This is a genomic window from Stappia indica, from assembly GCF_009789575.1.
Taxonomy (GTDB): domain Bacteria; phylum Pseudomonadota; class Alphaproteobacteria; order Rhizobiales; family Stappiaceae; genus Stappia; species Stappia indica_A.
This window is the reverse complement of record NZ_CP046908.1, coordinates 3,318,713-3,341,602: the sequence shown is the minus strand read 5'-3', so window position 1 is coordinate 3,341,602 and position 22,890 is coordinate 3,318,713. Positions and strand designations below refer to the sequence as shown.

Here is a 22,890-nt window from a genome sequence, read left to right as displayed (position 1 = left end):
CCGCGGCTCTCCGGCAGGACCCATGCCTGCCGGATGCGCCGGGGACCGGCGGGACCGATCAGTAGCGGTAGTGTTCCGGCTTGTACGGGCCGGTGGTCTTCACGCCGATATAGTCGGCCTGCGCCGGCGACAGCTCGGTCAGCTCGACGCCGAGCTTGGCCAGGTGCAGACGGGCGACGCGCTCGTCGAGATGCTTCGGCAGGACGTAGACGTCCTTGTCGTAGGCGTCCGGACGGGTCCACAGCTCGATCTGCGCCAGCACCTGGTTGGTGAAGCTGGCCGACATCACGAAGCTCGGGTGACCGGTGGCGTTGCCGAGGTTCAGCAGGCGGCCTTCCGACAGCAGGATCATCCGGTTGCCGCCCGGGAACTCGATCATGTCGACCTGCGGCTTGATGTTGGTCCACTTGAAGTTGCGCAGCGCCTCGACCTGGATCTCGTTGTCGAAGTGGCCGATGTTGCCGACGATCGCCATGTCCTTCAGCGACCGCATGTGCTCGATGGTCACCACGTCCTTGTTGCCGGTGGTGGTGATCACGATGTCGGCGGTCGGGGCGGCCGTCTCCAGGGTGACGACCTCGAAGCCGTCCATGGCGGCCTGCAGGGCGCAGATCGGGTCGACCTCGGTCACCTTGACGCGGGCGCCGGCGCCGCGAAGGCTGGCGGCCGAGCCCTTGCCGACGTCGCCGTAGCCGCAGACGACGGCGGTCTTGCCGGCCATCATCACGTCGGTGCCGCGACGGATGCCGTCGACGAGGCTCTCCTTGCAGCCGTACTTGTTGTCGAACTTCGACTTGGTGACGCTGTCGTTGACGTTGATCGCCGGGAACGGCAGCAGGCCCTTGGCCTTCAGCTGGTACAGGCGGTTGACGCCCGTCGTCGTCTCTTCGGAGACGCCGCGGATCTCGTCGCGCTGCTTGGTGAACCAGCCGGGGCTGGCGGCCATGCGCTTGCGGATCTGGGCGAAGAGGACCTTCTCCTCCTCCGAACCCGGATTGGAGAGCACGTCCTCGCCGGCCTCGGCGCGGGCGCCGAGCAGGATGTACATGGTGGCGTCGCCGCCATCATCGAGGATCATGTTGGCCGTGCCTTCCGGGAAGAAGAAGATGCGGTCGCAATAATCCCAATATTCCTCGAGGGTCTCGCCCTTCTCGGCAAAGACCGGGATGCCGGCGGCGGCGATGGCGGCAGCGGCATGGTCCTGGGTCGAGAAGATGTTGCACGACGCCCAGCGGACCTCGGCGCCGAGCGCGACCAGCGTCTCGATCAGCACGGCGGTCTGGATGGTCATGTGCAGCGAGCCGGCGATGCGCGCGCCCTTGAGCGGCTTCTTCTCGCCGAACTCCTCGCGGCAGGCCATCAGGCCCGGCATCTCGGTCTCGGCGATGTCGATCTCCTTGCGGCCGTAGTCGGCCTGGGAGAGATCCTTGACGTAGTAATCGGTTGCGGTGGTCATGCGTATCGTCCGCTCGCTTTTCGTTTGGAACAGCATCTGCCTGCCCGGAACAGACATCCGGGACAGGAATTTCGCGAAAGGGCCGCCGGCGGTGTCCGGCATCGCCCGTGTCCGGGCCCATGTCCGGGGATGCCCTGGGGTCGCCCCGGACCGACCCTCTACGGTCATGTCTGGCGCCGGGTGCGGGCCTTGCGGCTCCGTCCGGCGCGGATAACGGTTTGCGCCGGATGCGGGCACCCGGCGGATGACCCGGTTTATAGGCCGGAAATCGATACAAAGCAATAAGGATATAAAGATTTCTTTATGTCCCTTTCATTCCAGATACAGGCACCATCCGCAAGGGCAAGAATCGAAGGGCATGCTGTGCCGCCGTTCGCGCGGGGCCACCTGCGGGACAGCAAGGCTCTTAAAGAGTAGAAACGCGAAGACGGCGACTTGGTGTTAAGGAAGCGATAAAGGCGCATCATCCCTAGCGCTGGTGTGCGCGGCGGCGGGACTTGAACCCGCGACCTCCTTGCCCGTACATTGTGACTGTGACATCCAAATGCGCGTCGAAAGCAAGGTGCTCTTTCCAACTGAGCTACGCCGCGAAACTGCTACTTCTCTTCGTTATGAACCACGAGACGGGGCCTCTTCCTCGCAAGACGTGCTTCTTTGGCAGCCTTAGCGTCCTCAATCTCTTTCACTTTTTCTTCGGCAAAAGGCTTTGCCGCTTTGATCAGACCACTCAAGTCGTAGAGGTTGGTCGCGCTCCCGGTCTTTGTGTGCCGGCGTTCCTTGCGCTTCACTAGACCTGCATCCTCGAGCCTCTTGATGTGCTTTTGCACAGTACGCGACTTTACACCGATCGCCTTAGCGATGGTGGCAACGGACGGATGAGGCAGGTTTTCCGGATGCCACCAATAATGAGAGAGATGAACCACGATATTCATGTCAATCGCATCGAGCCCGAGGGCCTCCTGCTTCTCGATGATGATGTTGGGGATGACGTTCCACCCCGCCGCCATCACTGCCTTGGTCCACTTCTTCTCGTTCGTCTTTAGGGTTTGGACATCTGCCTTACCTTTTTCGCCCGTGATTGACATTTGAGGACGCCTCGCGATCGATTTGATGGAAGTCATATTGCCCTATTTTTCAGGGCTTTCAAGGGTATATGGGGTGCACATGGGTACACCCGACCACGAACTAAGGTTCACCCGCCCCCTGAACACAGGTTCGCCGGGCGGGTGCCTCTAGGCTCACCCAAAGCAGGACGCATAGCTATTTAGGACGAGCAGGATTAGAACGAACGATGCAAACTCACAGGACATATCGGGGCCTGTCCCACGGTTCACCCGGTCCTCTGAAAAATAAATCGCTTGCCGTGCAGAGACCGACCGTCCTTTCTTTCACAAGCAGGCAGCTCATGCTTCCGCACGTAGTGTAAGGTCCGGTCTGTCGCATTGAGGCAAAAAAATCCGCGATGGACACCCAGACATCGCGAGGCGTCTGCAGCGCTGACAGCCGAGCTATCGGCGCGTCAGTCGGTCTCGCCGAAGCCGTTTTCAACCAGCTCGGCGATGGCGGCGAGCGCGCCTTCCGCTTCCGCGCCGGTGACGGAGACGCGGATCGAGCAGCCGGGGCTGGCCGCCAGCATCATCAGGCCCATGATGGAGTTGCCGCCGACCGACTGGCCGTCCTTCATCACCACGACCTCGGCGTCGAAGGTCTCGACCAGCTTCACCAGCTTGGCCGAGGCCCGGGCATGCAGTCCGCGACGGTTGACGATCTTCAGGTCGCGGGTCAGCCCGGCCGCTTGCATCTGGTCCATCATCCCGTCACCCCTGGCCCGACAGAACCTGGCTGGCAACGGAGATGTATTTCTGGCCGGCCTTGCGGGCCTCGTCCACCGCCTCGGCGATGGCGCTTTCGCCGCGCACGCTGGCCAGCTTGATCAGCATGGGCAGGTTGACGCCGGCGATCACCTCGATGCTGGTGCCGTCCATCACGGAGATGGCAAGGTTCGACGGGGTGCCGCCGAACATGTCCGTCAGCAGCACCACGCCGGAGCCGTCGTTGACGCTCTCCACGGCCGTCAGGATGTCCTGCCGGCGCTGCTCCATGTCGTCGTCCGGGCCGATGCAGATCGTCTCCACCCGCTCCTGCGGGCCGACGACATGCTCCAGCGCCGACTTGAATTCTTCCGCCAATCGTCCGTGCGTAACAAGTACGAGACCGATCATGCCCTGTCCGTCGTTTGTCCGTCCGTCCGGTCCGCCTTCGGCGGCCGGCATGGCGCATGCCGCAACGGGCGTTCCTGCCGGTATCCGCCGGCCCAACGACCGGTGCCGATACCTTAGCCCCTTGCGGTGTTGCACCGCTGCGGCCCGAGGGCCGCACGCGACGGAACGCTCCCCGCCCCCGGTCGTTCGATGCCGGGCGCCCAATGTCGGCAAGGTGACGCTGCAGCGCAAGAGAAATCGGACCCGGCCCCCGGCTTTTTCGCAAGGGCGCCTGCGACATCCGGCAGCAGGCGCAGCGCAAAGCCGCCGATCAGGCCGCGCCGGATGCCCTGCCCGCCAGCACGGCCAGCACGTCGAGCGCCGCGGCGCCCTCGCGCCCGCACGGCACGGCAAGGCGCGCAATCTCGACCCCGCACAGCTGCACCCGCATGGCGCCGGGCTCCGGCATGCGCTCCAGCTCGCCCTCGGGCACCAGGTCGACGACCAGCCGCACCACCGCGCGCGGCTCGGCCGCAACCTGCACGATCCCCTCGCCGCGGCGCTCCCACAGGCCGGAAAGCTGCGGCGGACAGCTCGCGACCAGCCGGCCCGAGCGGGCGGCAAGCGCCACCCGGTCGTCGGCGACCGCCAGCGCCAGCAACCCGCGCAGGCGCGCCTCGCTGAGGATCCGCTCGCCGAGGCGCGACTTGCCCGCGCCCGAGCGGCCGCGGATCAGGATGCCGGCGCTGCCGACCAGGATGCAGGAGGCATGGACCGTGTCGCCGCCGCTCATCCCCGGCTCTCGGCCGGCAGGCGAACGGTGAAGCGGGCGCCCTCGATGCGGGTCTCGCCGGTCTTGGCGTCGGTGGTCTCGCGGTTGGCGACCGAGATGGTGCCGCGATGGGCCTCGACGATCTGGCGCGAGATCGACAGGCCGAGGCCGGAATTGTTGCCGAAGCCTTCGGATTCCGGCCGGTCGGTGTAGAAGCGCTCGAAGATGCGCTCGCGCAGCTCCGGGCGCACACCCGGCCCGTCGTCATCCACCATGATCTCGACCATGTCGGCGGTGCGGTTCGCCGTTACCCGCACCGTGCCGCCGGGGGGCGAGAAGGAGCGGGCATTGTCGATCAGGTTGTTGACCACCTGGCCGAGGCGGCTGTCATGGCCGAGCACCCGGTAGGGATGGTCGCGGCGCGAGGAATTGATGTGCACCTCGACGCGCGCCTCGCCCGCCGCCGCCCGCTCGTTGGCCAGATCGCACACGCCCAGCAGCAGCGTCGAGATGTCGATGGGCTCGGCATCGGCGCGGGCGAGTTCCGCATCCAGCCGCGAGGCGTCGGAAATGTCGGTGATCAGCCGGTCGAGCCGGCGCACGTCGTGCTGGATCACCTCCATCAGCCGCTCGCGCGCCTGGGGCTGCTTGGCCAGCGGCAGCGTCTCGACCGCGCTGCGCAGCGAGGTCAGCGGGTTCTTCAGCTCGTGCGCCACGTCCGCGGCGAAGGTCTCGATCGCGTCCATGCGGTTGTAGAGCGCGTTGGTCATGTCGCGCAGCGCGCTCGCCAGGTGGCCGATCTCGTCGCGCCGCTCCGAGAATTGCGGGATCTCCTCGCGCGACTTGATGCCCCGGCGCACCCGTTCGGCCGCCGCCGCCAGCCGCCGCACCGGGCCGGCGATGGTGCCGGCCAGCAGGATCGACAGCACCATGGTCACCGTCGCGGCGACCAGGAACACGCGCACGATGCCGATGCGCTCGGCCCGCACGATGGCGTCGATGTCGCCGCCCTGCGTCGACAGCAGCAGCGAGCCCAGCACGGCGCGGAAGCGCTGCACCGGCACCGCCACCGAGACGATCAGCTCGCCGCGCGAGGACACGCGCACGACGCTGGCGGGCGAGCCGGCGAGCGCTGCCTCCACTTCCGGATAGGCCCGGCCGTTGCCCGCGCCGATCTCCTCGTAGAGCGGCAGGTCGCCGCGGCGGAACCACAGTTTCACGTCGGCCCAGATCTGGTCCCACAGGCCGGGTTCCTCGGTGGTCGGCGGCGGCAGGTCGAAGCGCAGGATCTGGCCGCGCGCATAAAGATGCCGGGAATCGAGGATCAGGATGCCTTCGGGATCGTAGATCCGCGCCCTTGTGCGGGTCGGCGAGATCAGCCGGCGCAGCACCGGGGCGACGCGCTCCGGGTTGATCGGAAAGTCGGTCAGCCGCGAGCCGTCGGTCGGCGAGACGCTCTCGCCCGCCTGCAGCTGCAGCAGCTGTTCGGGATCGACCATCAGCCCGTCGGTCTCCACCGTCGCCGAGGCGGCGATGGCGCCGGCGATGATCTCGCCCTGGGTCAGAAGGCTCTGGACGCGGGCGTCGATCAGCCCGGCGCGGAACTGGTTGAGATAGAGAATGCCGCCGACCAGCGCGCACAGGCCGGCAAGGTTCAGCACCAGGATGCGGCGGGTCAGCGAGGAGGTGAGATAGGGCGAGATCGAGCCGGCGATGCGCGACAGGATGCGCCGGCGGTATCGCCGCTGGCCCGAGGAACCGCGGGCAGCCGACGGTGCGCCCCCGGCCTCGGCCGGAGGAGACGGCCGCCGGTCGGCCTCACGTTCGGGCCGCCCGCTCGTGTCCACCTCAATCGCCATCCATCTTTCCCGGCCGGAGTTTCCGGCCACGCCTTGCAGGCATGCGCAACCGCCCGTCCTGCCCTCCCGTCTGGGCCGGCAGGATGGCGCGGGCGCGGCGCTGCCGTCAGCCCTCGCGGAAGCGGTAGCCGACGCCGTACAGCGTCTCGATCATGTCGAAGCTGTCGTCGACCAGCTTGAACTTCTTCCGCAGCCGCTTGATATGGCTATCGATGGTGCGGTCGTCCACATAGACCTGGTCGTCATAGGCCGCATCCATCAAGGCGTTGCGGCTCTTGACCACGCCCGGGCGATGGGCGAGCGCATACAGGATCAGGAATTCGGTGACCGTCAGCGTCACCGGCTGGCCCTTCCACATGGAGGTGTGGCGCTCCTGGTCCATGATCAGGTCGCCGCGCTCCAGCAGCTTGTCGCTTTCCTGCTTGCTCGTCGCCGGGTCGCGCGGCTGCACGCGGCGCAGCACCGCCTTGACGCGCTCCACCAGCAGGCGCTGCGAGAACGGTTTGCGGATGAAGTCGTCGGCGCCCATCTTCAGGCCGAACAGCTCGTCGATCTCGTCGTCCTTGCTGGTCAGGAAGATCACCGGCAGGTCCGACTTCTGGCGCAGCCGGCGCAGCAGCTCCATGCCGTCCATCCGCGGCATCTTGATATCGAAGATGGCAAGATCCGGCGGATCGGTGATCAGCCGGTCGAGGGCCGAGGAGCCATCCGTATAGGTATGGACCCTGTATCCTTCGCTCTCCAGTGCAATGGAGACCGAGGTCAGGATGTTACGGTCGTCGTCTACGAGTGCGATCGTCGGCATGGTCGAAAGCCCTGAACCCGTTCTTCTTGTTCGCTCGTCTTGGTTTATCAGCCTTGCGGGTGCAAATGCGCATAAATTATGGCGATGGCCGGAGCCAATCGCCAACCGCTACAGCGGAACCACCGGCGACAGGCGCCGCATCGCGCTCTGGCGGGCGAAGCGCCACGACAGGCCGGCAAAGGAGACGAGGATGCCGGCGATCAGCCCGCCGATCAGCCCGCCCGCGCCGACCGCCAGCACGATCGCCATCACATAGGCGACCGGAATGGCGATCAGCCAGAACGCCCCGATCTGCCACAGGGTCGGCCACCATACGTCGCCAAGGCCGCGCAGCGCGCCGATGGTCACCGCCATCGCCGCGTCGATGGACAGCATGAAGCCGGCGATGAACAGCGCCTGCGCGGCCGCCTCGACCGTGCGCGGGTCGGAGGTCACCGCCCGCGCCGCGGTTTCCGGCGAGACCAGGAACAGCAGCGCCACGGGCAGCGGCCACACCGCGCCGAGCGCGATGCCCGTCCAGCCGGCGCGCCCGACATTGGCCATGTCGCCCTCGCCGAAGGCCCGGCCCACCCGGATCGCCGTCGCCCCGCCGGTGCCGATGGCCATCATGAAGGTCAGCGTCACGAGGCTCATCGTCGTCTGGTAGGCGGCGAGCTGCGCCGTGCCGAGCCAGCCGGCCATCATCACGACGGTGGCGAAGGCGGCGCTTTCCACGCCCTGGGCAAGGCCCATCGGCAGGCCGAGCCGGCGCAGCTGGCGCGCGTCCGGATCCGTCCACAGGCCGAGCGCGGCCGCCCCGGCGCTGCGGCGCGGCAGGATGCGGAACGTGTCGTCGCGCCTGGCCTGCAGCGCCAGGATGGTCAGGATGGTCAGGCCGGCCAGCGTGCGGGCGATGGTGCTGGCCAGCATGATGCCTTCCGCCCCGCCGGCCTCCACCAGGCCGCCCCAGCCATAGCCGAAGACGGCGTTCAGCGGCACGTTGACGAGGTTGGCGGCGAGCATGATCGCCATGCCGGTCTTCGGCCGGCCCGTCGCCTCCATAAACAGGTTGCAGGCGACGAAGAGCAGGATGCCCGGCATGCCGACGCCGAAGGCATGCGACACGCGCGCAGCCCCGCCCGCAAGGTCCGGGTCCTGCCCGGTCGCCAGGAAGAACGGCTCGGCCAGCATCGACAGGAACAGACAGATGAGGCCCAGCGCCAGCGCATGGGCGAGCGAGGCGCGCAGCACCGCCCCGGCGCGCGGACCATCGCCCGCGCCCAGCGCCTGCGAGGCCAACACGGCGGTCGCCTGCAGCGCGCCGACGGCGACCATCATCAAGGTCAGCTGCGGCGCGACGCCGAGGCCGAAATAGGCAAGGTCGGCGGCACTCGCCCGGCCCACCATCACCGTGTCGACGGTGAACATGATCACCAGCGCCGCGCGCGAGACGATGATCGGCAGCGCCAGCGCCACGGTGGCGCGAAAATGATGTCCCGCGGAAGCGGGAGAGGTACTGCGAAGTGTCGACATCTCGGCCTGACGGATGAAGGAAACGGGGCGGGCGGCGGACGCGGACAGCGCATCGCACCGGGCAATGGAGCCCGACCATAGCCGAAACCGGCGGGCCGGTCAGCCGCAGCGACTCCGGCACCGCGGTTCCGTGCCGCGGGCCGGTTTTTGGGCCGGTTTTTGGGCCGGTTTTTGGGGCAGCTTCGTGCGATTCCGAACGGATGATCCACGAATGAACTGATATGAAACGAGTATTCCACCGGGCGGCGCGGCGGAACACGTATTATTTTTCGTTAAAAAATAATTATAACTGCAGAAACGGTGAATTAAATCGATTTAACCCCAGGGCTGCCACCTTCGTTGCGCTTGTTGATTTGGGGGCCATCCACTAGGTTCGCTCTGCCAAAAGCGAAAAAGACAGCAGGGCCGGACCCGACACGGGGTCGACGGCCGTTCCGTGCGCCGGCACCAGGGCCGCCGGCAGTTCACACGCTACCGGACTCATATTGCGAAATCGCGACAGGACGAACATCGCGGCATCCGGCAGTCTCAGCGGTCCAGCAAGGACCGGCGAACCAAACACGATACAGGGATCTCGGAAACATGGCGGATCAGGGCGTAGAGCTTTCTTCGAAAGACGCTGGCATGTGCGGCTTGAAGGAGCTCGGCGGACTTCATCGCAACCTCACGGCACCGGCGCTCTATGAGCATGCGCTGCGCCGCGAGGAGGCCGTCGTCGCCGACGGCGGTGCGCTCGTCGCCGACACCGGCGTTCACACGGGCCGCTCGCCGAAGGACAAGTTCATCGTCGTCGACGACACCACCCGCGACACCGTGTGGTGGGACAATTCCAATTCCATCAGCCCCGAGCAGTTCGCCGTGCTCCATGCCGACATGGTCGCCCATGCCAAGGGCATGTCGCTCTACGCGCAGGACCTGCATGGCGGCGCCGATCCGGCCCACCGCATCAAGGTGCGCGTCTTCACCGAATACGCCTGGCACTCCCTGTTCATCCGCAACCTGCTGATCCGTCCCGAGCCGTCCGAGCTGGCCGATTTCGCGCCCGAAATGACGATCATCGACCTGCCGAGCTTCCGCGCCGATCCCGCGCGCCACGGCTGCCGCACCGAGACGGTCATCGCCTGCGACTTCACCAACCGCATCGTCCTGATCGGCGGCACCTCCTATGCCGGCGAGATGAAGAAGTCCGTCTTCTCGATGCTGAACTTCCTGCTGCCGGCCAGCCGGGTGATGCCGATGCACTGCTCGGCCAATGTCGGCGACGAGGGCGACACGGCCGTCTTCTTCGGCCTGTCCGGCACCGGCAAGACCACCCTGTCGGCCGACCCGACCCGCACGCTGGTCGGCGACGACGAGCACGGCTGGGGCCCGGACGGCATCTTCAATTTCGAGGGCGGCTGCTACGCCAAGACGATCAAGCTGTCGGCCGAGGCGGAGCCGGAGATCTACGCCACGACCCAGCGCTTCGGCACCGTGCTGGAGAACGTCGTGCTCGATCCGCAGACCCGCGTTCCCGACTTCGACGACGGCTCGAAGACCGAGAACACCCGCTGCGCCTATCCGATCGACTTCATCTCCAATGCCAGCCCGACGGGCCGCGCGCCGCACCCCAAGAACATCATCATGCTGACGGCCGATGCCTTCGGCGTGCTGCCTCCCATCGCCCGGCTGACCCCGGCCCAGGCGATGTATCACTTCCTGTCGGGCTACACGGCGAAGGTCGCCGGCACCGAGAAGGGCGTGACGGAGCCGCAGGCGACGTTCTCCACCTGCTTCGGCGCACCGTTCATGTCGCGTCATCCGTCCGAATACGGCAACCTGCTGCGCTCGCTGATCGCCGCCCATGAGGTCGACTGCTGGCTGGTCAACACCGGCTGGACGGGCGGGGCCTACGGCACCGGCAACCGCATGCCGATCCGCGCCACCCGCACGCTGCTCGCCGCCGCGCTCGACGGTTCGCTGCGCGATGTCGCCTGCCGCACGGACGCGAATTTCGGCTTCGCCGTTCCGGTCGAGGTTCCGGGCGTCGACGCGGCGATCCTCGACCCGCGCTCGACCTGGGCCGACAAGGACGCCTACGACGCGCAGGCCGCCAAGCTGGTGGACATGTTCGTCACCAACTTCGCCAAGTTCGAAAGCCATGTGGACGGCGCCATCCTCGCCGCCGCCCCGTCCTTCCGCGCCGCGGCCGAATAACGCCGCAGCGGACTGGATTTTGGGGCGCGGCCGGATAACTCCGTGCCGCACCGCTGACCGACTGAAGGGCGCCGCAGGCTTGCGGCGCCCTTTGTCGTTTGGGGCGGGCCTTGGCCAGGCGGGAAGGCCTTCACCCAACTCCACGGCTGTCATACCTGCGAAGGCAGGTATCCAGTATCCGCCGGGGCGGGTGGGTATGCGACGGCAGCAGCCCCCGGCCTTCCGGTGGCGCGCGACGGCAAGGGTCGCGACCGCCGTGGTTACTGGTTCCCGGTCTTCGGCTTTGCCGAAACCGGGACGACAGCCGAGCGAGAGGGGCGCATCGGCGTCTCGTTTCCGCCGCTCCTCCCGCCCAACCTGCCGCCTCTTCCGCCTCTCCCATCCCCCTTCCGACCAAAGGCCAGCGACGGGACGCCTGTGCAGGGCGCCGGGGTGAGCCTATATTCGGGGCAACGAAGGAGACGGACATGCAACAGGATGCAATCCGGACGGAGATCGATCCGCTGGTTCTGGCCGAAAGCTGGAGCCGCGACGGGCGCCGTGTCGCCCTTGCCACCGTTGTCGAGACCTGGGGCTCGGCGCCGCGCCCGGTCGGCGCGCATCTCGTCATCGATGCGGAGGGAAATTTCGAGGGCTCGGTGTCGGGCGGCTGCGTCGAGGGCGCGGTCGTGGCCGAGGCCGCCGAGGTGATCGAGACCGGCAAGCCGACCATGCTGGAATTCGGCGTCGCCGACGAGACCGCCTGGCGCGTCGGCCTGTCCTGCGGCGGGCGCATCCGCGTCTATGTGGAGCCGGTCGCCCGCTCCGCCTGATCCTGCGCGGCCGGGCCGCCTCTGCAGCCCGTCTCGCCTGCCTCACGCCGCCGCATGCCGGCGCCGCCCCGATTTTCAGGACCGCTTCCCATGGACCTTCAGCTCCTCGCCCGCTTCAACGCCGCCCGCAGCGGCCGCAAGCCCGCGATCCTCGTCACCGAGACCGGCAGCGGCGCCCAGCGCCTCGTTGCCCCAGGCGACATCACGGATGCCGATCCGCTGGCGGCGGAGTTGCGCGCAAGGCTGAGGTCCGGCAAGTCCGGGCTGGTCGAGCTTGCAGGCGGCGGCCAGGCCTTCCTGACCGTCAGCGTGCCGCCGCCGCGCATCGTGCTGATCGGCGCCGTCCATATCAGCCAGGCCTTGGTGCCGATGGCGCAGATCGCCGGCTTCGACGTGACCGTCGTCGACCCGCGCACCGCCTTTGCGACGCCCGAGCGGTTTCCGGACGGCACGCTGCTCGCCGAGTGGCCGGCCGACGTGCTGGAGCAGCTCTCGCTCGATCCCTACACCGCGCTCGCCGCGCTCACCCACGACCCGAAGATCGACGACGTGCCGCTTGCCGCCGCGCTGGCGGCCGGGTGCTTCTATGTCGGCGCGCTCGGCAGCCGCAAGACCCATGGCAAGCGCCGCGAGCGGCTGCTGGAAGCCGGCGTGACACCGGACGCCTTCGACAGCATCGACGCGCCGATCGGCGCCGATATCGGCGCCGCCTCGCCGGCCGAGATCGCCGTTGCGGTGCTCGCCAACATCATCGCCGCGCTTCGCAAGAGCCCCGACCCCAAGGAAGAGGGACTCAAGGGAGAGGGAGGCCGGCCGTGAAGTTCGGCCCGCTCGCCACGAAAGACGCGGAAGGCGCCCTGCTCGCCCATACGCTGCGGCTTGCCGACGGCGCGCTGAAGAAGGGCCGCCGGCTCACCGCCGGCGACATCGCACGGATCGCGGATGCGGGCATCGCGGAGGTCGTTGCCGCCCGGCTCGGCCCGGACGATTGCCACGAGGACGAGGCGGCGCGCCGCATTGCCGAGGCCGCCTCCGGTGGCGGCATGACGCTGGAGCCGCCCTTCACCGGCCGGGTCAACTTCCATGCCGATGCCGACGGGTTGCTGGTGGTCGACAAGGACGCGGTCGACCGGACCAACCGCATCGATCCGGCGATCACGCTGGCGACCCTGCCCGCCTTCGCCCGCGTCACCCGCGGCCGCATGGTGGCGACCGCCAAGATCATTCCCTTCGCCGCGCCGCGCGCCGATGTGGAGGCCGCCTGCGAGGCGGTGCGCGGCGCCGTGCGCGTCGCCCCGTTCCGTGCCCGCCCCGTCGGGCTGGTCGCAACGCAGCTTGCCCATCTCAAGCCCGCCACCCTCGACAAGACCCGCCGCATCACCGAAAGCCGCCTTGCCGTCTACGGGTCGCAGCTTGCCCGCGAGATCCGCGTTGCCCATGCGGCCGGCGAGACGGCGGCGGCCATCGCCGCGCTGATCGCGGACGGAGCGGAACTGGTCCTGGTCTTCGGCGCCTCGGCCATCGTCGACCGGGACGACGTCATCCCGTCCGCGATCCGGCAGGCCGGCGGCACGGTCACGCATTTCGGCATGCCGGTCGATCCGGGCAATCTGCTGCTCGTCGGCGAGGTCGGCGGAGTGCCGGTGCTCGGCGCACCGGGCTGCGCCCGCAGCCCCAAGGAAAACGGCTTCGACTGGGTGCTGGACCGGCTGATGGCGGACCTGCCCGTCACTCCCCATGAGATCACCGGCATGGGAGTCGGGGGCCTGTTGATGGAGATCGGCACGCGGCCGCAGCCGCGCGAGGCAGCGCGCGAAACCGCACAGGAGACGAGACAGGACGCGCCGCAGGCGGCACCGCGCGGGCGGCGGATCGAGGGCATCCTGCTCGCCGCCGGCCAGTCGCGGCGGGCGGGCGGCGTCAACAAGCTGCTGGCGCGGATCGACGGCGAGCCGCTGGTGCGCATCGCGGCCAAAGCCGCGCTGGCGAGCGGGCTGTCCCGGCTGACCGTGGTGACCGGCCACATGGCGAAGGACGTCGCCGCCGCGCTGGCCGGGCTCGACGTCGTGCTGGTGCACAATCCCGACTATGCGGACGGCATGGCCGGCTCGATCCGCACCGGCGTCAAGGCGCTGGGGGCGGACGCGGATGCCGCGATGATCCTGCTTGCCGACATGCCGGGCATCGACGGCCCCGTTCTCGACCGGCTGATCGAGGCCTACCGGCCGGACGCGGGCGTCACGCTGGTGCTCGCCACCACCCATGGCAAGCGGGGCAACCCGGTGCTGTGGGACCGCAGCCATTTCGACGCGCTGGCGCGGCTGGAGGGCGACACGGGCGCCCGCCACCTGATCGGGCAGAACGCCTCGGCCATGCGCGAGGTTGAGATCGGCGAGGCCGCGCGCCTCGATCTCGACACGCGCGAGGCGCTGTCGGCGGCCGGGGCGGACTTCGGCGAGGCGCCTTCGCGGCCCCCATCGCCGGCACCGTCATCGAACTGAAAAACTTCGAAGGATTGACGTTTTCTCCGCAATGGACAGTAATAGGACCGTTCCGCGCTCGCAGATACTGCCGAGCGCGGGGCGGACGCGGCTGCCCGTCAGGAGGAGGAGACGGAATGACGGCATCCATGACACGGCGCGCGCTGCTGGTCGGCGCCGGCGCGATGGCGGCGAACATCTCGCTGCCCATACCGGCATTCGCGTCCTCGAAATGGTTCGACGGGGCCGCTGCGGACAATGGCTTCGAGTACCGCCGCACCAATTTCTCGGTGATCAAGCCGCATTGGCGCCGGCAGATGGTCAAGTATTTCTCGCAAGAATCGCCGGGCACGGTGGTCGTCGACACGCGCAACCACTTCCTCTACTGGATCTGGGAGAACAACACCGCGCTGCGTTACGGCGTCGGCGTCGGGCGCGAAGGCTTCCAGTGGTTCGGCCGCGCGCAGGTCCGCCGCAAGGCGCTGTGGCCGCGCTGGGTGCCGCCCCCCGACATGCGCAAGCGCCAGCCCGACCTGCCGAAACTGGTCGAGGGCGGCGCGCCGAACAACCCGCTGGGCCCCCGCGCGCTCTACCTGCACCACGACAGCGGCGCCGACACCGGCTACCGGCTGCATGGCACGCTGGAGCCGTGGAGCATCGGCAGCGACGTCTCGTCGGGCTGCATCCGCATGTTCCCCGAAGACATCATCGACCTCTACCAGCGCTGCCCGGTCGGAACCCGCGTGTCGGTTCTGGAGCATCTGGGCGCCGGCACACCGCAGGATCAGGAGCGCACGTGACCGCCTTTTCGACGCCCGCAACCGGCCGCGCCTTGCGGCCGCGCCTCTCGTTTTCGCCCCTGCTGCTGGCCGGGCTTGCCGCCTGCGCGCTTCTCGCCGGCTGCAACACGGTCGAGAATGTCGCCTCGCCGGACGTCACCAACGCGCCGGTGCTCGGCTTCGCCAACATGGAGCCGGGCAGCGAGGAGGCCTTCATGCTCAATGTCGGCCGGCGGACCTATTTCACGCCCGGCTCGGCGGAGATCGACGAGACCGCCCGCATGACGCTCGACAAGCAGGCCGAGTGGCTGATGTCCCACCGGACCTGGTACGCCAAGATCCAGGGCTTTTCGGACGATCCGGGCAGCACCGGCGACAACACGGCGCTTTCGACGCGCCGGGCGAACGCGGTGATGGCCTATCTGGTCGGCAAGGGCGTCGCGCCGAACCGCCTGTGGGCCAAGGGCTACGGAACGGAGCGCAAGGTGCGCGATTGCGCCGAAGAAGAATGCAAGGCGCAGAACCGCCGGGTGGTCACCAACCTCCGCGAAGAACGCGAGCGTTGAAGTAAGACTGCAACCGCTCGGCGTTAACCACATCGCTGCACTGCAATATAGGCATGGCTCCCATGTCGGAGATGCGTTTGGCCTTTTGCAATGTGACACCTATATTACAGTCATCGGATCGATGCCGGGCCTTGGCCCGGCTTTTTTGACGCGCAGCCGCTGGCAGGCGCTCCTGACACCGGTGCCGCGGCAAGCCCCGCGGATCGCGCTTCGGAGTGAAAGGCGTCACCAGACTGAAGGACAGGACGATGACCGAACTCCGTTTGCCGCGTGCCGGCCAGTGCAAGTGGGCCGAAGGCACCGGCGGCAACTACACCTTCCCGTGCCGCAACCGCGTCGAGGCGGGGATTTCCTACTGCAGCGAGCATCACGCACTGGTGTATATCTCCCCCGAGGAGCGTCGCCGCAACCGCGAGAACACCCCGGTCGCCTTCAAGGCGCAGCGCCGCATCGCCGCCTGATACCGACGCCGGCACTTGTCCCCGCTCCGCGCGGAGCGAGATTGCGAGCGCTGTCGCAAAAAACACTAAAATTGAGACGGGATTTTGCAAAATCCGTCTCGAATTTCGAGCATGCCTGTCTCATCGAGACGCCCGGCGGGAAACCGACCGGGCGTTGTTCGTTTTGGCCGCCGTCGGGCCCTGCCCGCAGCGCGGCCTGTCCCCGTCCCGCCCTTGCGCGCGCCGGGCCGAGATCCGCACAAAGCCGGGCTGCGTAACCGGAAGGACCATCCTTCCGATCCAGCGCATCCCCGCAAGGCATGACCAGACCCATCCTCATTCCGATCCTCGGCGACCAGCTCTCCTTCGGCCTCTCGGCGCTGCAGGACGTCGACAAGAGCGCCGCACGACTGCTGATGATGGAGGTCGCGCAGGAGACGACCTACGTCCCGCACCATCGCAAGAAGATCGCCTTCATCCTGGCCGCCATGCGCCATCACGCCGCCGCCCTGCGCCGGGCCGGCTGGCAGGTCGATTATGTCGAGCTCAATGATCCGGACAATACCGGCAGCTTTGCGGGCGAGATCGGCCGGGCGGTGGCGCGGCACGATCCCTTGCGGATCCGGGCGACCGAGCCCGGCGAGTGGCGGGTGCTGGAGATCCTGCGCGGGCTAGAGAGCGCGCACAACCTGCCGGTCGACATCCTGCCCGACAGCCGTTTCCTGTGCAGCGCCAAGGAGTTCGCTGCCTGGGCGGACGGCCGCAAGCAGCTGCGGATGGAGTATTTCTACCGCGAGATGCGGCGCAAGACCGGACTGCTGATGGAGGGCGACGAGCCCGTCGGAGGTCGCTGGAACTTCGATGCGGAGAACCGCAAGCCGGCGGACACCGACCTCTTCATGCCGCGCCCGCTGGACTTCGAGCCGGACACGACGACGCGGGCGGTGCTGGACCTGGTCGAGGCGCGGTTTCCGGGCGGGTTCGGCAGGCTCACCCCGTTCCGCTTCGCCGTCACCACCGAGGACGCCGAGGCGGCGCTGGAGCGCTTCATCAAGGAGGCCCTGCCCTGCTTCGGCGACTATCAGGACGCCATGCTGACCGGGGAAAAGTACCTCTACCACTCGGTCCTGTCGCCCTACATCAATGCCGGCCTGCTCGATCCCTTGCAGGTCTGCCGCAAGGCGGAGCAAGCGTTTCTCGACGGTGCCGTGCCGCTCAACTCGGCCGAGGGGTTCATCCGCCAGATCATCGGCTGGCGGGAATATGTGCGCGGCATCTACTGGCTGAAGATGCCGGGCTATGCCGGCGCCAATCATTTCGGCGCGAACCGGCCGCTGCCGGAATTCTACTGGAGCGCGGAGACGAAAATGGCCTGCCTGTGCGAGGTCGTCGGCCAGACCCGCGACGAGGCCTACGCGCATCACATCCAGCGGCTGATAGTGACCGGCAATTTCGCGCTGATCGCCGGCATCGACCCGCACCAGGTGCACGAGTGGTATCTCGCGGTCTATGCGGACGCCTTCGAATGGGTGGAGTTGCCGAACACGGTCGGCATGAGCCAGTTCGCCGATGGCGGGCTGCTCGCCTCCAAACCCTATGCGGCGAGCGGCAACTACATCAACAAGATGTCGGACCACTGCCGCAACTGCGGCTACGACGTGAAGGACCGCACCGGCGAAAACGCCTGCCCGTTCAATGCGTTGTACTGGGACTTCCTGATCCGCAACCGGGAAAGGCTCGGCGCCAATCCGCGTCTTGCCCAGCCCTACCGGACCTGGGACCGCATGTCGGCGGAGACCCGCAAGGACTACCTCAAAGCCGCCGCGCGCAGCCTGAAACGGCTCGAAGCCGGCACGCTCTAGGCGCCCTGCGTCGCAAGAGCCTCGCCCAAAAACATCAAGGCCTCCCGGACGGGTGTCCGGAAGGCCTCGACAAGACAATTCCCTGCCGGGCGGGACCCGGCTGGAAGCTTACTTCGGACGCTTGGAGCCGTAGAGCGAACGGCGCTTCTTACGGTCCTTGACGCCCTGGGTGTCGAGCACGCCGCGGATCACGCGGTAGCGCACGCCCGGAAGATCGTTCGGGCCGCCGCCACGCACGAGCACCACGGAGTGCTCCTGCAGGTTGTGGCCCTCGCCCGGAATGTAGGCGGTGACTTCATTGCCATTGGTCATGCGAACACGCGCGACCTTACGAAGAGCCGAGTTCGGCTTGCGCGGCGTCGTGGTGTAGACGCGGGTGCAAACCGCGCGCTTCTGCGGGTTACCGCCCAGCGCGGGGGTCTTGGACTTCTTGACGGTCGGCTTACGGTTCAGGCGAACCAACTGGTTGATTGTCGGCATAGGTTGTTTGCAGCTTGTTTTTGAGGAATGTCTTGGCCGCCTCGTATAGGGGGGGCGGCCCGCTTTGTCAAAGGAAGAATCCCGCTTCCCGGCGTTTTCCGCCGCGTCGGATTGCCTGCTGCGCGATTCCGGCATCCGGCTTTCGCGCATCCGGCAATCCGGCCGGCGGGCCGGAGAGCGTCAGACGTCCAGATTGGCGACCGCGAGGGCGTTCTCCTGGATGAAGGCGCGCCGCGGGTCGACGTCGTCGCCCATCAGCTTGGTGAAGATGTCGTCGGCGGCATCCGCCTCGCGCACCTTCACCTGCAGCAGGGAGCGCACGTTCGGATCGAGCGTGGTTTCCCAGAGCTGCTCGGCGTTCATCTCGCCGAGACCCTTGTAGCGCTGCATCGCGATGCCCTTGCGCCCTTGCACGAACACCGCGTCGAGCAGCGCCCGCGGCCCGCGAATGGCCGTGTCGCTGCCCTTGCGGGCCAGCGTCGCGGCCTTGACGTAGACCTCCTGCAGGTTCTGGGTGCGGGCGTCCAGCTTGCGGGCATCGGCCGAGCCGAGCAGCGCCGCATCGATGGTCGCCACCTCCTTCACGCCGCGCACGGTCCGCTCGAAGACGAGGTCGCCATTGTCGAGCACCTTGCCTTCCCAGCCGCGCTCGAACTCGTCGGCCAGAATGTCCAGCCGGCGGGCGATATAGGCTGCCGCCTCCGCCGCACGCACGGGATCGTCATGCACGTCGGGGTTCAGCGCGCCGGCAATCGCCGCCTGCTCGACCACGTCGCGGTCGTAGCGCGAATGCAGGCCGTCGAGAATGCCGGCAACCGCCCGCGCCTTCTCGACCACGTCGCGCAGGTCGTGTCCGCTGCGCACCTCGCCGCCGGCCAGGGTCAGCGTGCAGTCTTCCAGGCCCGTATCGATCAGGTAGTTCTCCAGCGCTTCCTGGTCCTTAAGGTACTGCTCGGAGTTGCCGCGCTTGACCTTGTAGAGCGGCGGCTGGGCGATATAGATGTGGCCCTGCTCGATCAGGTCCGGCATCTGCCGGAAGAAGAAAGTCAGCAGCAGCGTGCGGATGTGGGCGCCGTCGACGTCGGCGTCCGTCATGATGATGATCTTGTGGTAGCGCAGCTTGGCGAGGTTGAACTCTTCCTTGCCGATGCCGGTGCCGAGCGCTGTGATCAGCGTGCCGATCTCGTTCGACGACAGCATCTTGTCGAAGCGCGCCCGCTCGACATTGAGGATCTTGCCGCGCAGCGGCAGGATCGCCTGATTCTCGCGGCTGCGGCCCTGCTTCGCGGAGCCGCCGGCCGAATCGCCCTCCACCAGGAAGAGCTCGGACTTGGCCGGGTCGCGTTCCTGGCAGTCGGCCAGCTTGCCGGGCAGCGAGGCGACGTCCAGCGCGCCCTTGCGCCGGGTCAGCTCGCGCGCCTTGCGCGCCGCCTCGCGCGCCGAGGCCGCCTCGACGATCTTGGAGACGAGCACGCGCGCGGGGGCCGGGTTTTCTTCCAGCCACTCGGCGAGCGCGGCGCTGATGGCGTTCTCGACCACCGGGCGAACCTCGGACGAAACCAGCTTGTCCTTGGTCTGGGACGAGAATTTCGGGTCCGGCACCTTGACCGAGAGCACGCAGGTCAGTCCCTCGCGGCAGTCGTCGCCGGTGAGCGAGACCTTCTCCTTCTTGAGGATGCCCGACTGCTCCGCATAGCCGGTCATCTGCCGGGTCAGCGCGCCGCGGAAGCCGGCCAGATGCGTGCCGCCGTCGCGCTGCGGGATGTTGTTGGTGAAGCACAGAACCTGCTCGTGGTAGCTGTCGTTCCACCACATGGCCGCCTCGACCGTGATGCCGTCCTTCTCGGTCCGCATGACGATCGGCGCCTCGATGAGCGGGTGCTTGGCCCGGTCGAGATAGCGCACGAAGGCCTCCAGGCCGCCTTCGTAGAACAGCTCGACCGCCTTCTCCTCGACGCCGCGGCGGTCGGTCAGGAGAATGCGCACGCCGGAGTTCAGGAAGGCCAGCTCGCGCAGCCGGTGCTCCAGCGTGCCGAAGTCGAATTCGATGCGGGTGAAGGTCTCGGGCGAGGGCATGAAGGTCACCTCGGTGCCCTTGCGCCCTTCCGCCGGGCCGACGACGGCCAACGGGGCCTCGGCCTCGCCGTTGCGGAAGCGCATGCGGTGCTCTTTGCCGCTGCGCCAGATGCGCAGGTCGAGCCAGGTCGACAGGGCGTTCACCACCGAGACGCCGACGCCGTGCAGGCCGCCCGACACCTTGTAGGAGTTCTGGTCGAACTTACCGCCGGCATGCAGCTGGGTCATGATGACCTCGGCGGCGGACACGCCTTCCTCGGAGTGCACGTCGGTGGGAATGCCGCGGCCGTTGTCGGTCACGGTGACCGAGCCTTCGGCGTTCAGCGTCACGGTGACGCGGTCCGCGTGGCCGGCCAGGGCCTCGTCGATGGCGTTGTCGACCACCTCGTACACCATGTGGTGGAGGCCGGAACCGTCGTCGGTGTCGCCGATATACATGCCCGGGCGCTTGCGCACCGCATCGAGGCCCTTGAGGACCTTGATCGAGTCGGCGCCGTAGTCGTCTGCGCCGTTGGTGGCTTGCGGTTCGCTTTCGCTGCCCGTCGGAGTGTCGCTCATTCGAATCAAACGCTCGCTGGATCTTGTGTGTCGTTCAGTTATACGGGCTTGCAACAGGGGTTCAACCGGCTGTCGCCAAGCTTTCCGGCCGGTTTCGGCCCCTTGCGCGCCATCCCGACACGGGACGTGCGGCCCTTGATCCCAAGGAACCGGATGCGCGCCTGTTTTCCCGTTTCAAGTCAATGCGTTACCCGCATACTTCGAGACCTTCCCGTCACCGCGTGGCAACGGCGACCGCAGCCCCCGCCATGACGGAGCCAGCGACCCTGTTGAGAAGTCGCACCGCCCTGGGGCTGGCCAGCATCTTCCGTGCCCGCTCGGCAAGCAGGCAATAGCCGCCCAGCACCACGGCCAGCACCGCGAAGGTGATCAGCGACAGCTCGGCATATCCGAGCACGGTCACCGTCTCCAGCGCGATGATGTTGGGCAGGAGCGCCAGATAGAAGACCATCACCTTGGGGTTGCCCATGGTGACGGCCAGCCCGCCCAAGGCCAGGGCGAAAGGGCTCTCCTTGCGCACGGGGCCGAGCGCTGCCAGGCCGCCATCGGCCGGTGCGGTCCACATCTTGTAGGCCAGATAGGCGAGATAGAGCGCGCCGGCATATTTCAGCACCAGGAACACCGTGCCGAAGGTCTTGGCCAGCACGGCAAGGCCGGCGACCGCAAAGCCCAGCCAGATCACGTCGCCGAGCGCGATGCCGAAGCAGAAGGCGAAGGCCCCCTCGCGCCCGCGCGCCAGCACGCGCGCGACGATGGCGGCGATGCCGGGTCCGGGAATGACGGCCGCGACGAACAGGGCCGCAGCGAAGACGAGCAGCGCGGAAACATCCATGGAAAGCGTGATCCTGCAAGGGGCCGAAGGGGCGCCGGCCAAGGGCGCCCGCACGCGGCCGGTCAGTCCTTCATATAAGGCGAAATGGTCGATTGTGCGACCTTCAGTATCTGGCTGCCTTCGGGAAGATCGACGAAAAGCTGGCTGTCGGTGCCGGTCATCAGCACCTGCAGCCCCAGTTCCGCCAGGCGCGAGAACAACGCCCTGCGCCGGCCCGGGTCGAGATGGGCGGCGACCTCGTCCAGCAGCAGCACCGGGGTCATGCCGGCGGTCTGCGAGGTCACTTCCGCATGGGCCAGCACAAGACCGATCAGCAGCGCCTTCTGCTCGCCGGTGGAGGCAAGGGCCGCCGGCATGTCCTTGGCCAGATGGCGCACCGCCAGATCGCTGCGATGCGGCCCGTAAAGGGTCCGCCCGGCGGCGCGGTCGCGCATGCGGGTCGCGGCGAGCTGATCGCGGTAGCGGTCCTCGATGTCGTAGGCCGCAATGCCTTCGCAGTCGCGCTCGAACTCGCCGGCAAGCTCCACCCCGGCCAGCGGGAAGGGCAGACCGAGGTCGCCCTGCTGGCGGATGCGGGCCTGCAACAGGGCGACGGTCTCGCGCCGGGCAAAGCCGACGGCAACCGCAAGCGGGGCGAGCTGCGCCTCCACCGCATCGAGAAAGGCGGCAGAGCCGCCCTCCTCCAGCAGGCGATTGCGGGCGCGCAGGGTCTTTTCCAGATCGGCGACGCGGCGGCCATGGCCTGGGTCGATCGCCAGCACCAGGCGGTCGAGGAAGCGGCGGCGGTCGCCGGCCGCGCCGGTGAACAGCCCGTCCATCGCCGGCAGCAGCCAGAGCACGCGCAGATAGTCGAGCAACTGTTCGGAAGAGCGGGCATCCGCGCCGTCGATGCGCACACGCCGGCCGGTCTCGCCGGGCGCATGGCCGACGCCGATGCGGGTCTCCCCGGCCACGCCCTCGACACGGGCGGCAACGCTCCAGCCGGCGGGCGCCCCCTGCCGGCGGATGTCGTCGAGTTGGGCCCGGCGCAGACCGCGCCCGGCGGTCAGCAGCGAGACCGCCTCCAGCAGGTTGGTCTTGCCGGAGCCGTTGTCGCCGACCAACGCCACAAGGCGGGCGCCGAATGCGACGCTCGCCTGCTCGTAGTTCCTGAAATCGGTGAGTGTCAGACTGCCGATGGCAACCTGGACCGGCTCGCCCATCC

Annotated in this window: 20 protein-coding genes and 1 tRNA gene; 8 read left to right on the top strand and 13 right to left on the bottom strand. The window is 67.7% G+C overall.

Going from position 1 to position 22,890, the window contains the following annotated elements:
• Nucleotides 1-58: 58 nt before the first annotated feature.
• The 9 genes from ahcY to GH266_RS15645 all read right to left on the bottom strand — a co-directional run bounded on the left by ahcY (nucleotide 59) and on the right by GH266_RS15645 (nucleotide 8,605).
• Nucleotides 59-1,456: an adenosylhomocysteinase gene (gene ahcY, locus GH266_RS15685; protein WP_158194663.1), complete on the bottom strand. Its 1,398-nt coding sequence runs from the start codon at nucleotides 1,454-1,456 to the stop codon at nucleotides 59-61.
• A gap of 482 nt (nucleotides 1,457-1,938) precedes the next feature.
• Nucleotides 1,939-2,046: transfer RNA gene (locus GH266_RS15680), tRNA-OTHER, on the bottom strand.
• A gap of 6 nt (nucleotides 2,047-2,052) precedes the next feature.
• Complete coding sequence (locus tag GH266_RS15675) at nucleotides 2,053-2,541, bottom strand: helix-turn-helix domain-containing protein (protein ID WP_158194662.1); 489 nt, start codon at nucleotides 2,539-2,541, stop codon at nucleotides 2,053-2,055.
• A 434-nt stretch (nucleotides 2,542-2,975) separates the two neighbouring features.
• Nucleotides 2,976-3,269 (bottom strand): HPr family phosphocarrier protein, encoded by a 294-nt coding sequence (locus tag GH266_RS15670; RefSeq protein WP_158194661.1) that lies wholly within the window; start codon nucleotides 3,267-3,269, stop codon nucleotides 2,976-2,978.
• A gap of 4 nt (nucleotides 3,270-3,273) precedes the next feature.
• Nucleotides 3,274-3,678: a PTS sugar transporter subunit IIA gene (locus GH266_RS15665; RefSeq protein ID WP_158194660.1), complete on the bottom strand. Its 405-nt coding sequence runs from the start codon at nucleotides 3,676-3,678 to the stop codon at nucleotides 3,274-3,276.
• A 310-nt stretch (nucleotides 3,679-3,988) separates the two neighbouring features.
• Nucleotides 3,989-4,450, bottom strand: a complete 462-nt coding sequence (locus GH266_RS15660; protein WP_158194659.1) for an HPr kinase/phosphorylase — start codon at nucleotides 4,448-4,450, stop codon at nucleotides 3,989-3,991.
• The gene (locus GH266_RS15655; protein WP_158194658.1) at nucleotides 4,447-6,288 is read right to left on the bottom strand and encodes a sensor histidine kinase; all 1,842 of its coding nucleotides are present in this window, start codon (nucleotides 6,286-6,288) and stop codon (nucleotides 4,447-4,449) included. Before GH266_RS15655 ends, GH266_RS15660 begins: the two co-directional genes overlap by 4 nt.
• 106 nt (nucleotides 6,289-6,394) lie before the next feature.
• Nucleotides 6,395-7,093, bottom strand: coding sequence for a response regulator transcription factor (locus tag GH266_RS15650; protein WP_067223449.1), 699 nt, complete (start codon nucleotides 7,091-7,093; stop codon nucleotides 6,395-6,397).
• Between the two features lie 108 nt (nucleotides 7,094-7,201).
• Nucleotides 7,202-8,605, bottom strand: a complete 1,404-nt coding sequence (locus GH266_RS15645; protein WP_158194657.1) for an MATE family efflux transporter — start codon at nucleotides 8,603-8,605, stop codon at nucleotides 7,202-7,204.
• Nucleotides 8,606-9,187: 582 nt separating this feature from the next.
• On the opposite strand from GH266_RS15645, the gene GH266_RS15640 reads away from it, so the two are divergent.
• The 8 genes from GH266_RS15640 to GH266_RS15605 all read left to right on the top strand — a co-directional run bounded on the left by GH266_RS15640 (nucleotide 9,188) and on the right by GH266_RS15605 (nucleotide 17,740).
• Entirely contained in the window at nucleotides 9,188-10,801 is a 1,614-nt protein-coding gene (locus GH266_RS15640; protein ID WP_158194656.1) for a phosphoenolpyruvate carboxykinase, read from the top strand.
• 467 nt (nucleotides 10,802-11,268) lie between these two features.
• Nucleotides 11,269-11,613, top strand: a complete 345-nt coding sequence (locus tag GH266_RS15635) for an XdhC family protein (RefSeq protein ID WP_158194655.1) — start codon at nucleotides 11,269-11,271, stop codon at nucleotides 11,611-11,613.
• 90 nt (nucleotides 11,614-11,703) lie between these two features.
• Entirely contained in the window at nucleotides 11,704-12,432 is a 729-nt protein-coding gene (locus tag GH266_RS15630) for an XdhC family protein (RefSeq protein WP_158194654.1), read from the top strand.
• A complete protein-coding gene (locus GH266_RS15625) occupies nucleotides 12,429-14,114 on the top strand; it encodes an NTP transferase domain-containing protein (protein WP_158194653.1) in 1,686 nt (561 codons plus the stop codon). The genes GH266_RS15630 and GH266_RS15625 overlap by 4 nt, the downstream gene beginning before the upstream one ends.
• A 116-nt stretch (nucleotides 14,115-14,230) precedes the next feature.
• The gene (locus GH266_RS15620) at nucleotides 14,231-14,893 is read left to right on the top strand and encodes a L,D-transpeptidase (RefSeq protein ID WP_209001464.1); all 663 of its coding nucleotides are present in this window, start codon (nucleotides 14,231-14,233) and stop codon (nucleotides 14,891-14,893) included.
• Nucleotides 14,890-15,438, top strand: a complete 549-nt coding sequence (locus GH266_RS15615) for an OmpA family protein (RefSeq protein ID WP_244953701.1) — start codon at nucleotides 14,890-14,892, stop codon at nucleotides 15,436-15,438. The genes GH266_RS15620 and GH266_RS15615 overlap by 4 nt, the downstream gene beginning before the upstream one ends.
• A 248-nt stretch (nucleotides 15,439-15,686) precedes the next feature.
• Entirely contained in the window at nucleotides 15,687-15,899 is a 213-nt protein-coding gene (locus tag GH266_RS15610) for a hypothetical protein (RefSeq protein WP_158194652.1), read from the top strand.
• A 299-nt stretch (nucleotides 15,900-16,198) separates the two neighbouring features.
• Entirely contained in the window at nucleotides 16,199-17,740 is a 1,542-nt protein-coding gene (locus GH266_RS15605; RefSeq protein ID WP_158194651.1) for a cryptochrome/photolyase family protein, read from the top strand.
• A 108-nt stretch (nucleotides 17,741-17,848) separates the two neighbouring features.
• Here GH266_RS15605 and rpsL read toward each other — a convergent pair whose 3' ends face one another.
• The 4 genes from rpsL to recF all read right to left on the bottom strand — a co-directional run bounded on the left by rpsL (nucleotide 17,849) and on the right by recF (nucleotide 22,888).
• Nucleotides 17,849-18,220: a 30S ribosomal protein S12 gene (gene rpsL, locus GH266_RS15600; RefSeq protein ID WP_067223430.1), complete on the bottom strand. Its 372-nt coding sequence runs from the start codon at nucleotides 18,218-18,220 to the stop codon at nucleotides 17,849-17,851.
• Between the two features lie 180 nt (nucleotides 18,221-18,400).
• Nucleotides 18,401-20,854, bottom strand: coding sequence for a DNA topoisomerase (ATP-hydrolyzing) subunit B (gene gyrB / locus GH266_RS15595; protein WP_158194650.1), 2,454 nt, complete (start codon nucleotides 20,852-20,854; stop codon nucleotides 18,401-18,403).
• 214 nt (nucleotides 20,855-21,068) lie between these two features.
• Nucleotides 21,069-21,686 (bottom strand): LysE family translocator, encoded by a 618-nt coding sequence (locus GH266_RS15590; protein ID WP_158194649.1) that lies wholly within the window; start codon nucleotides 21,684-21,686, stop codon nucleotides 21,069-21,071.
• 62 nt (nucleotides 21,687-21,748) lie between these two features.
• Nucleotides 21,749-22,888: a DNA replication/repair protein RecF gene (gene recF, locus GH266_RS15585; protein WP_158194648.1), complete on the bottom strand. Its 1,140-nt coding sequence runs from the start codon at nucleotides 22,886-22,888 to the stop codon at nucleotides 21,749-21,751.
• Nucleotides 22,889-22,890 lie beyond the last annotated feature (2 nt).

What these genes read in the sequence shown, in the direction of transcription:
- GH266_RS15610 (WP_158194652.1), top strand. Translation starts at nt 15,687, where the DNA reads ATGACCGAACTCCGTTTGCCGCGTGCCGGCCAGTGCAAGTGGGCCGAA.
- GH266_RS15660 (WP_158194659.1), bottom strand. Translation starts at nt 4,450, where the DNA reads ATGAGCGGCGGCGACACGGTCCATGCCTCCTGCATCCTGGTCGGCAGC.
- GH266_RS15620 (WP_209001464.1), top strand. Translation starts at nt 14,231, where the DNA reads ATGACGGCATCCATGACACGGCGCGCGCTGCTGGTCGGCGCCGGCGCG.
- ahcY (WP_158194663.1), bottom strand. Translation starts at nt 1,456, where the DNA reads ATGACCACCGCAACCGATTACTACGTCAAGGATCTCTCCCAGGCCGAC.
- GH266_RS15590 (WP_158194649.1), bottom strand. Translation starts at nt 21,686, where the DNA reads ATGGATGTTTCCGCGCTGCTCGTCTTCGCTGCGGCCCTGTTCGTCGCG.
- GH266_RS15630 (WP_158194654.1), top strand. Translation starts at nt 11,704, where the DNA reads ATGGACCTTCAGCTCCTCGCCCGCTTCAACGCCGCCCGCAGCGGCCGC.
- recF (WP_158194648.1), bottom strand. Translation starts at nt 22,888, where the DNA reads ATGGGCGAGCCGGTCCAGGTTGCCATCGGCAGTCTGACACTCACCGAT.
- gyrB (WP_158194650.1), bottom strand. Translation starts at nt 20,854, where the DNA reads ATGAGCGACACTCCGACGGGCAGCGAAAGCGAACCGCAAGCCACCAAC.
- GH266_RS15605 (WP_158194651.1), top strand. Translation starts at nt 16,199, where the DNA reads ATGACCAGACCCATCCTCATTCCGATCCTCGGCGACCAGCTCTCCTTC.
- GH266_RS15675 (WP_158194662.1), bottom strand. Translation starts at nt 2,541, where the DNA reads ATGTCAATCACGGGCGAAAAAGGTAAGGCAGATGTCCAAACCCTAAAG.
- GH266_RS15645 (WP_158194657.1), bottom strand. Translation starts at nt 8,605, where the DNA reads ATGTCGACACTTCGCAGTACCTCTCCCGCTTCCGCGGGACATCATTTT.
- GH266_RS15670 (WP_158194661.1), bottom strand. Translation starts at nt 3,269, where the DNA reads ATGATGGACCAGATGCAAGCGGCCGGGCTGACCCGCGACCTGAAGATC.
- GH266_RS15655 (WP_158194658.1), bottom strand. Translation starts at nt 6,288, where the DNA reads ATGGCGATTGAGGTGGACACGAGCGGGCGGCCCGAACGTGAGGCCGAC.
- GH266_RS15640 (WP_158194656.1), top strand. Translation starts at nt 9,188, where the DNA reads ATGGCGGATCAGGGCGTAGAGCTTTCTTCGAAAGACGCTGGCATGTGC.
- GH266_RS15650 (WP_067223449.1), bottom strand. Translation starts at nt 7,093, where the DNA reads ATGCCGACGATCGCACTCGTAGACGACGACCGTAACATCCTGACCTCG.
- rpsL (WP_067223430.1), bottom strand. Translation starts at nt 18,220, where the DNA reads ATGCCGACAATCAACCAGTTGGTTCGCCTGAACCGTAAGCCGACCGTC.
- GH266_RS15665 (WP_158194660.1), bottom strand. Translation starts at nt 3,678, where the DNA reads ATGATCGGTCTCGTACTTGTTACGCACGGACGATTGGCGGAAGAATTC.
- GH266_RS15635 (WP_158194655.1), top strand. Translation starts at nt 11,269, where the DNA reads ATGCAACAGGATGCAATCCGGACGGAGATCGATCCGCTGGTTCTGGCC.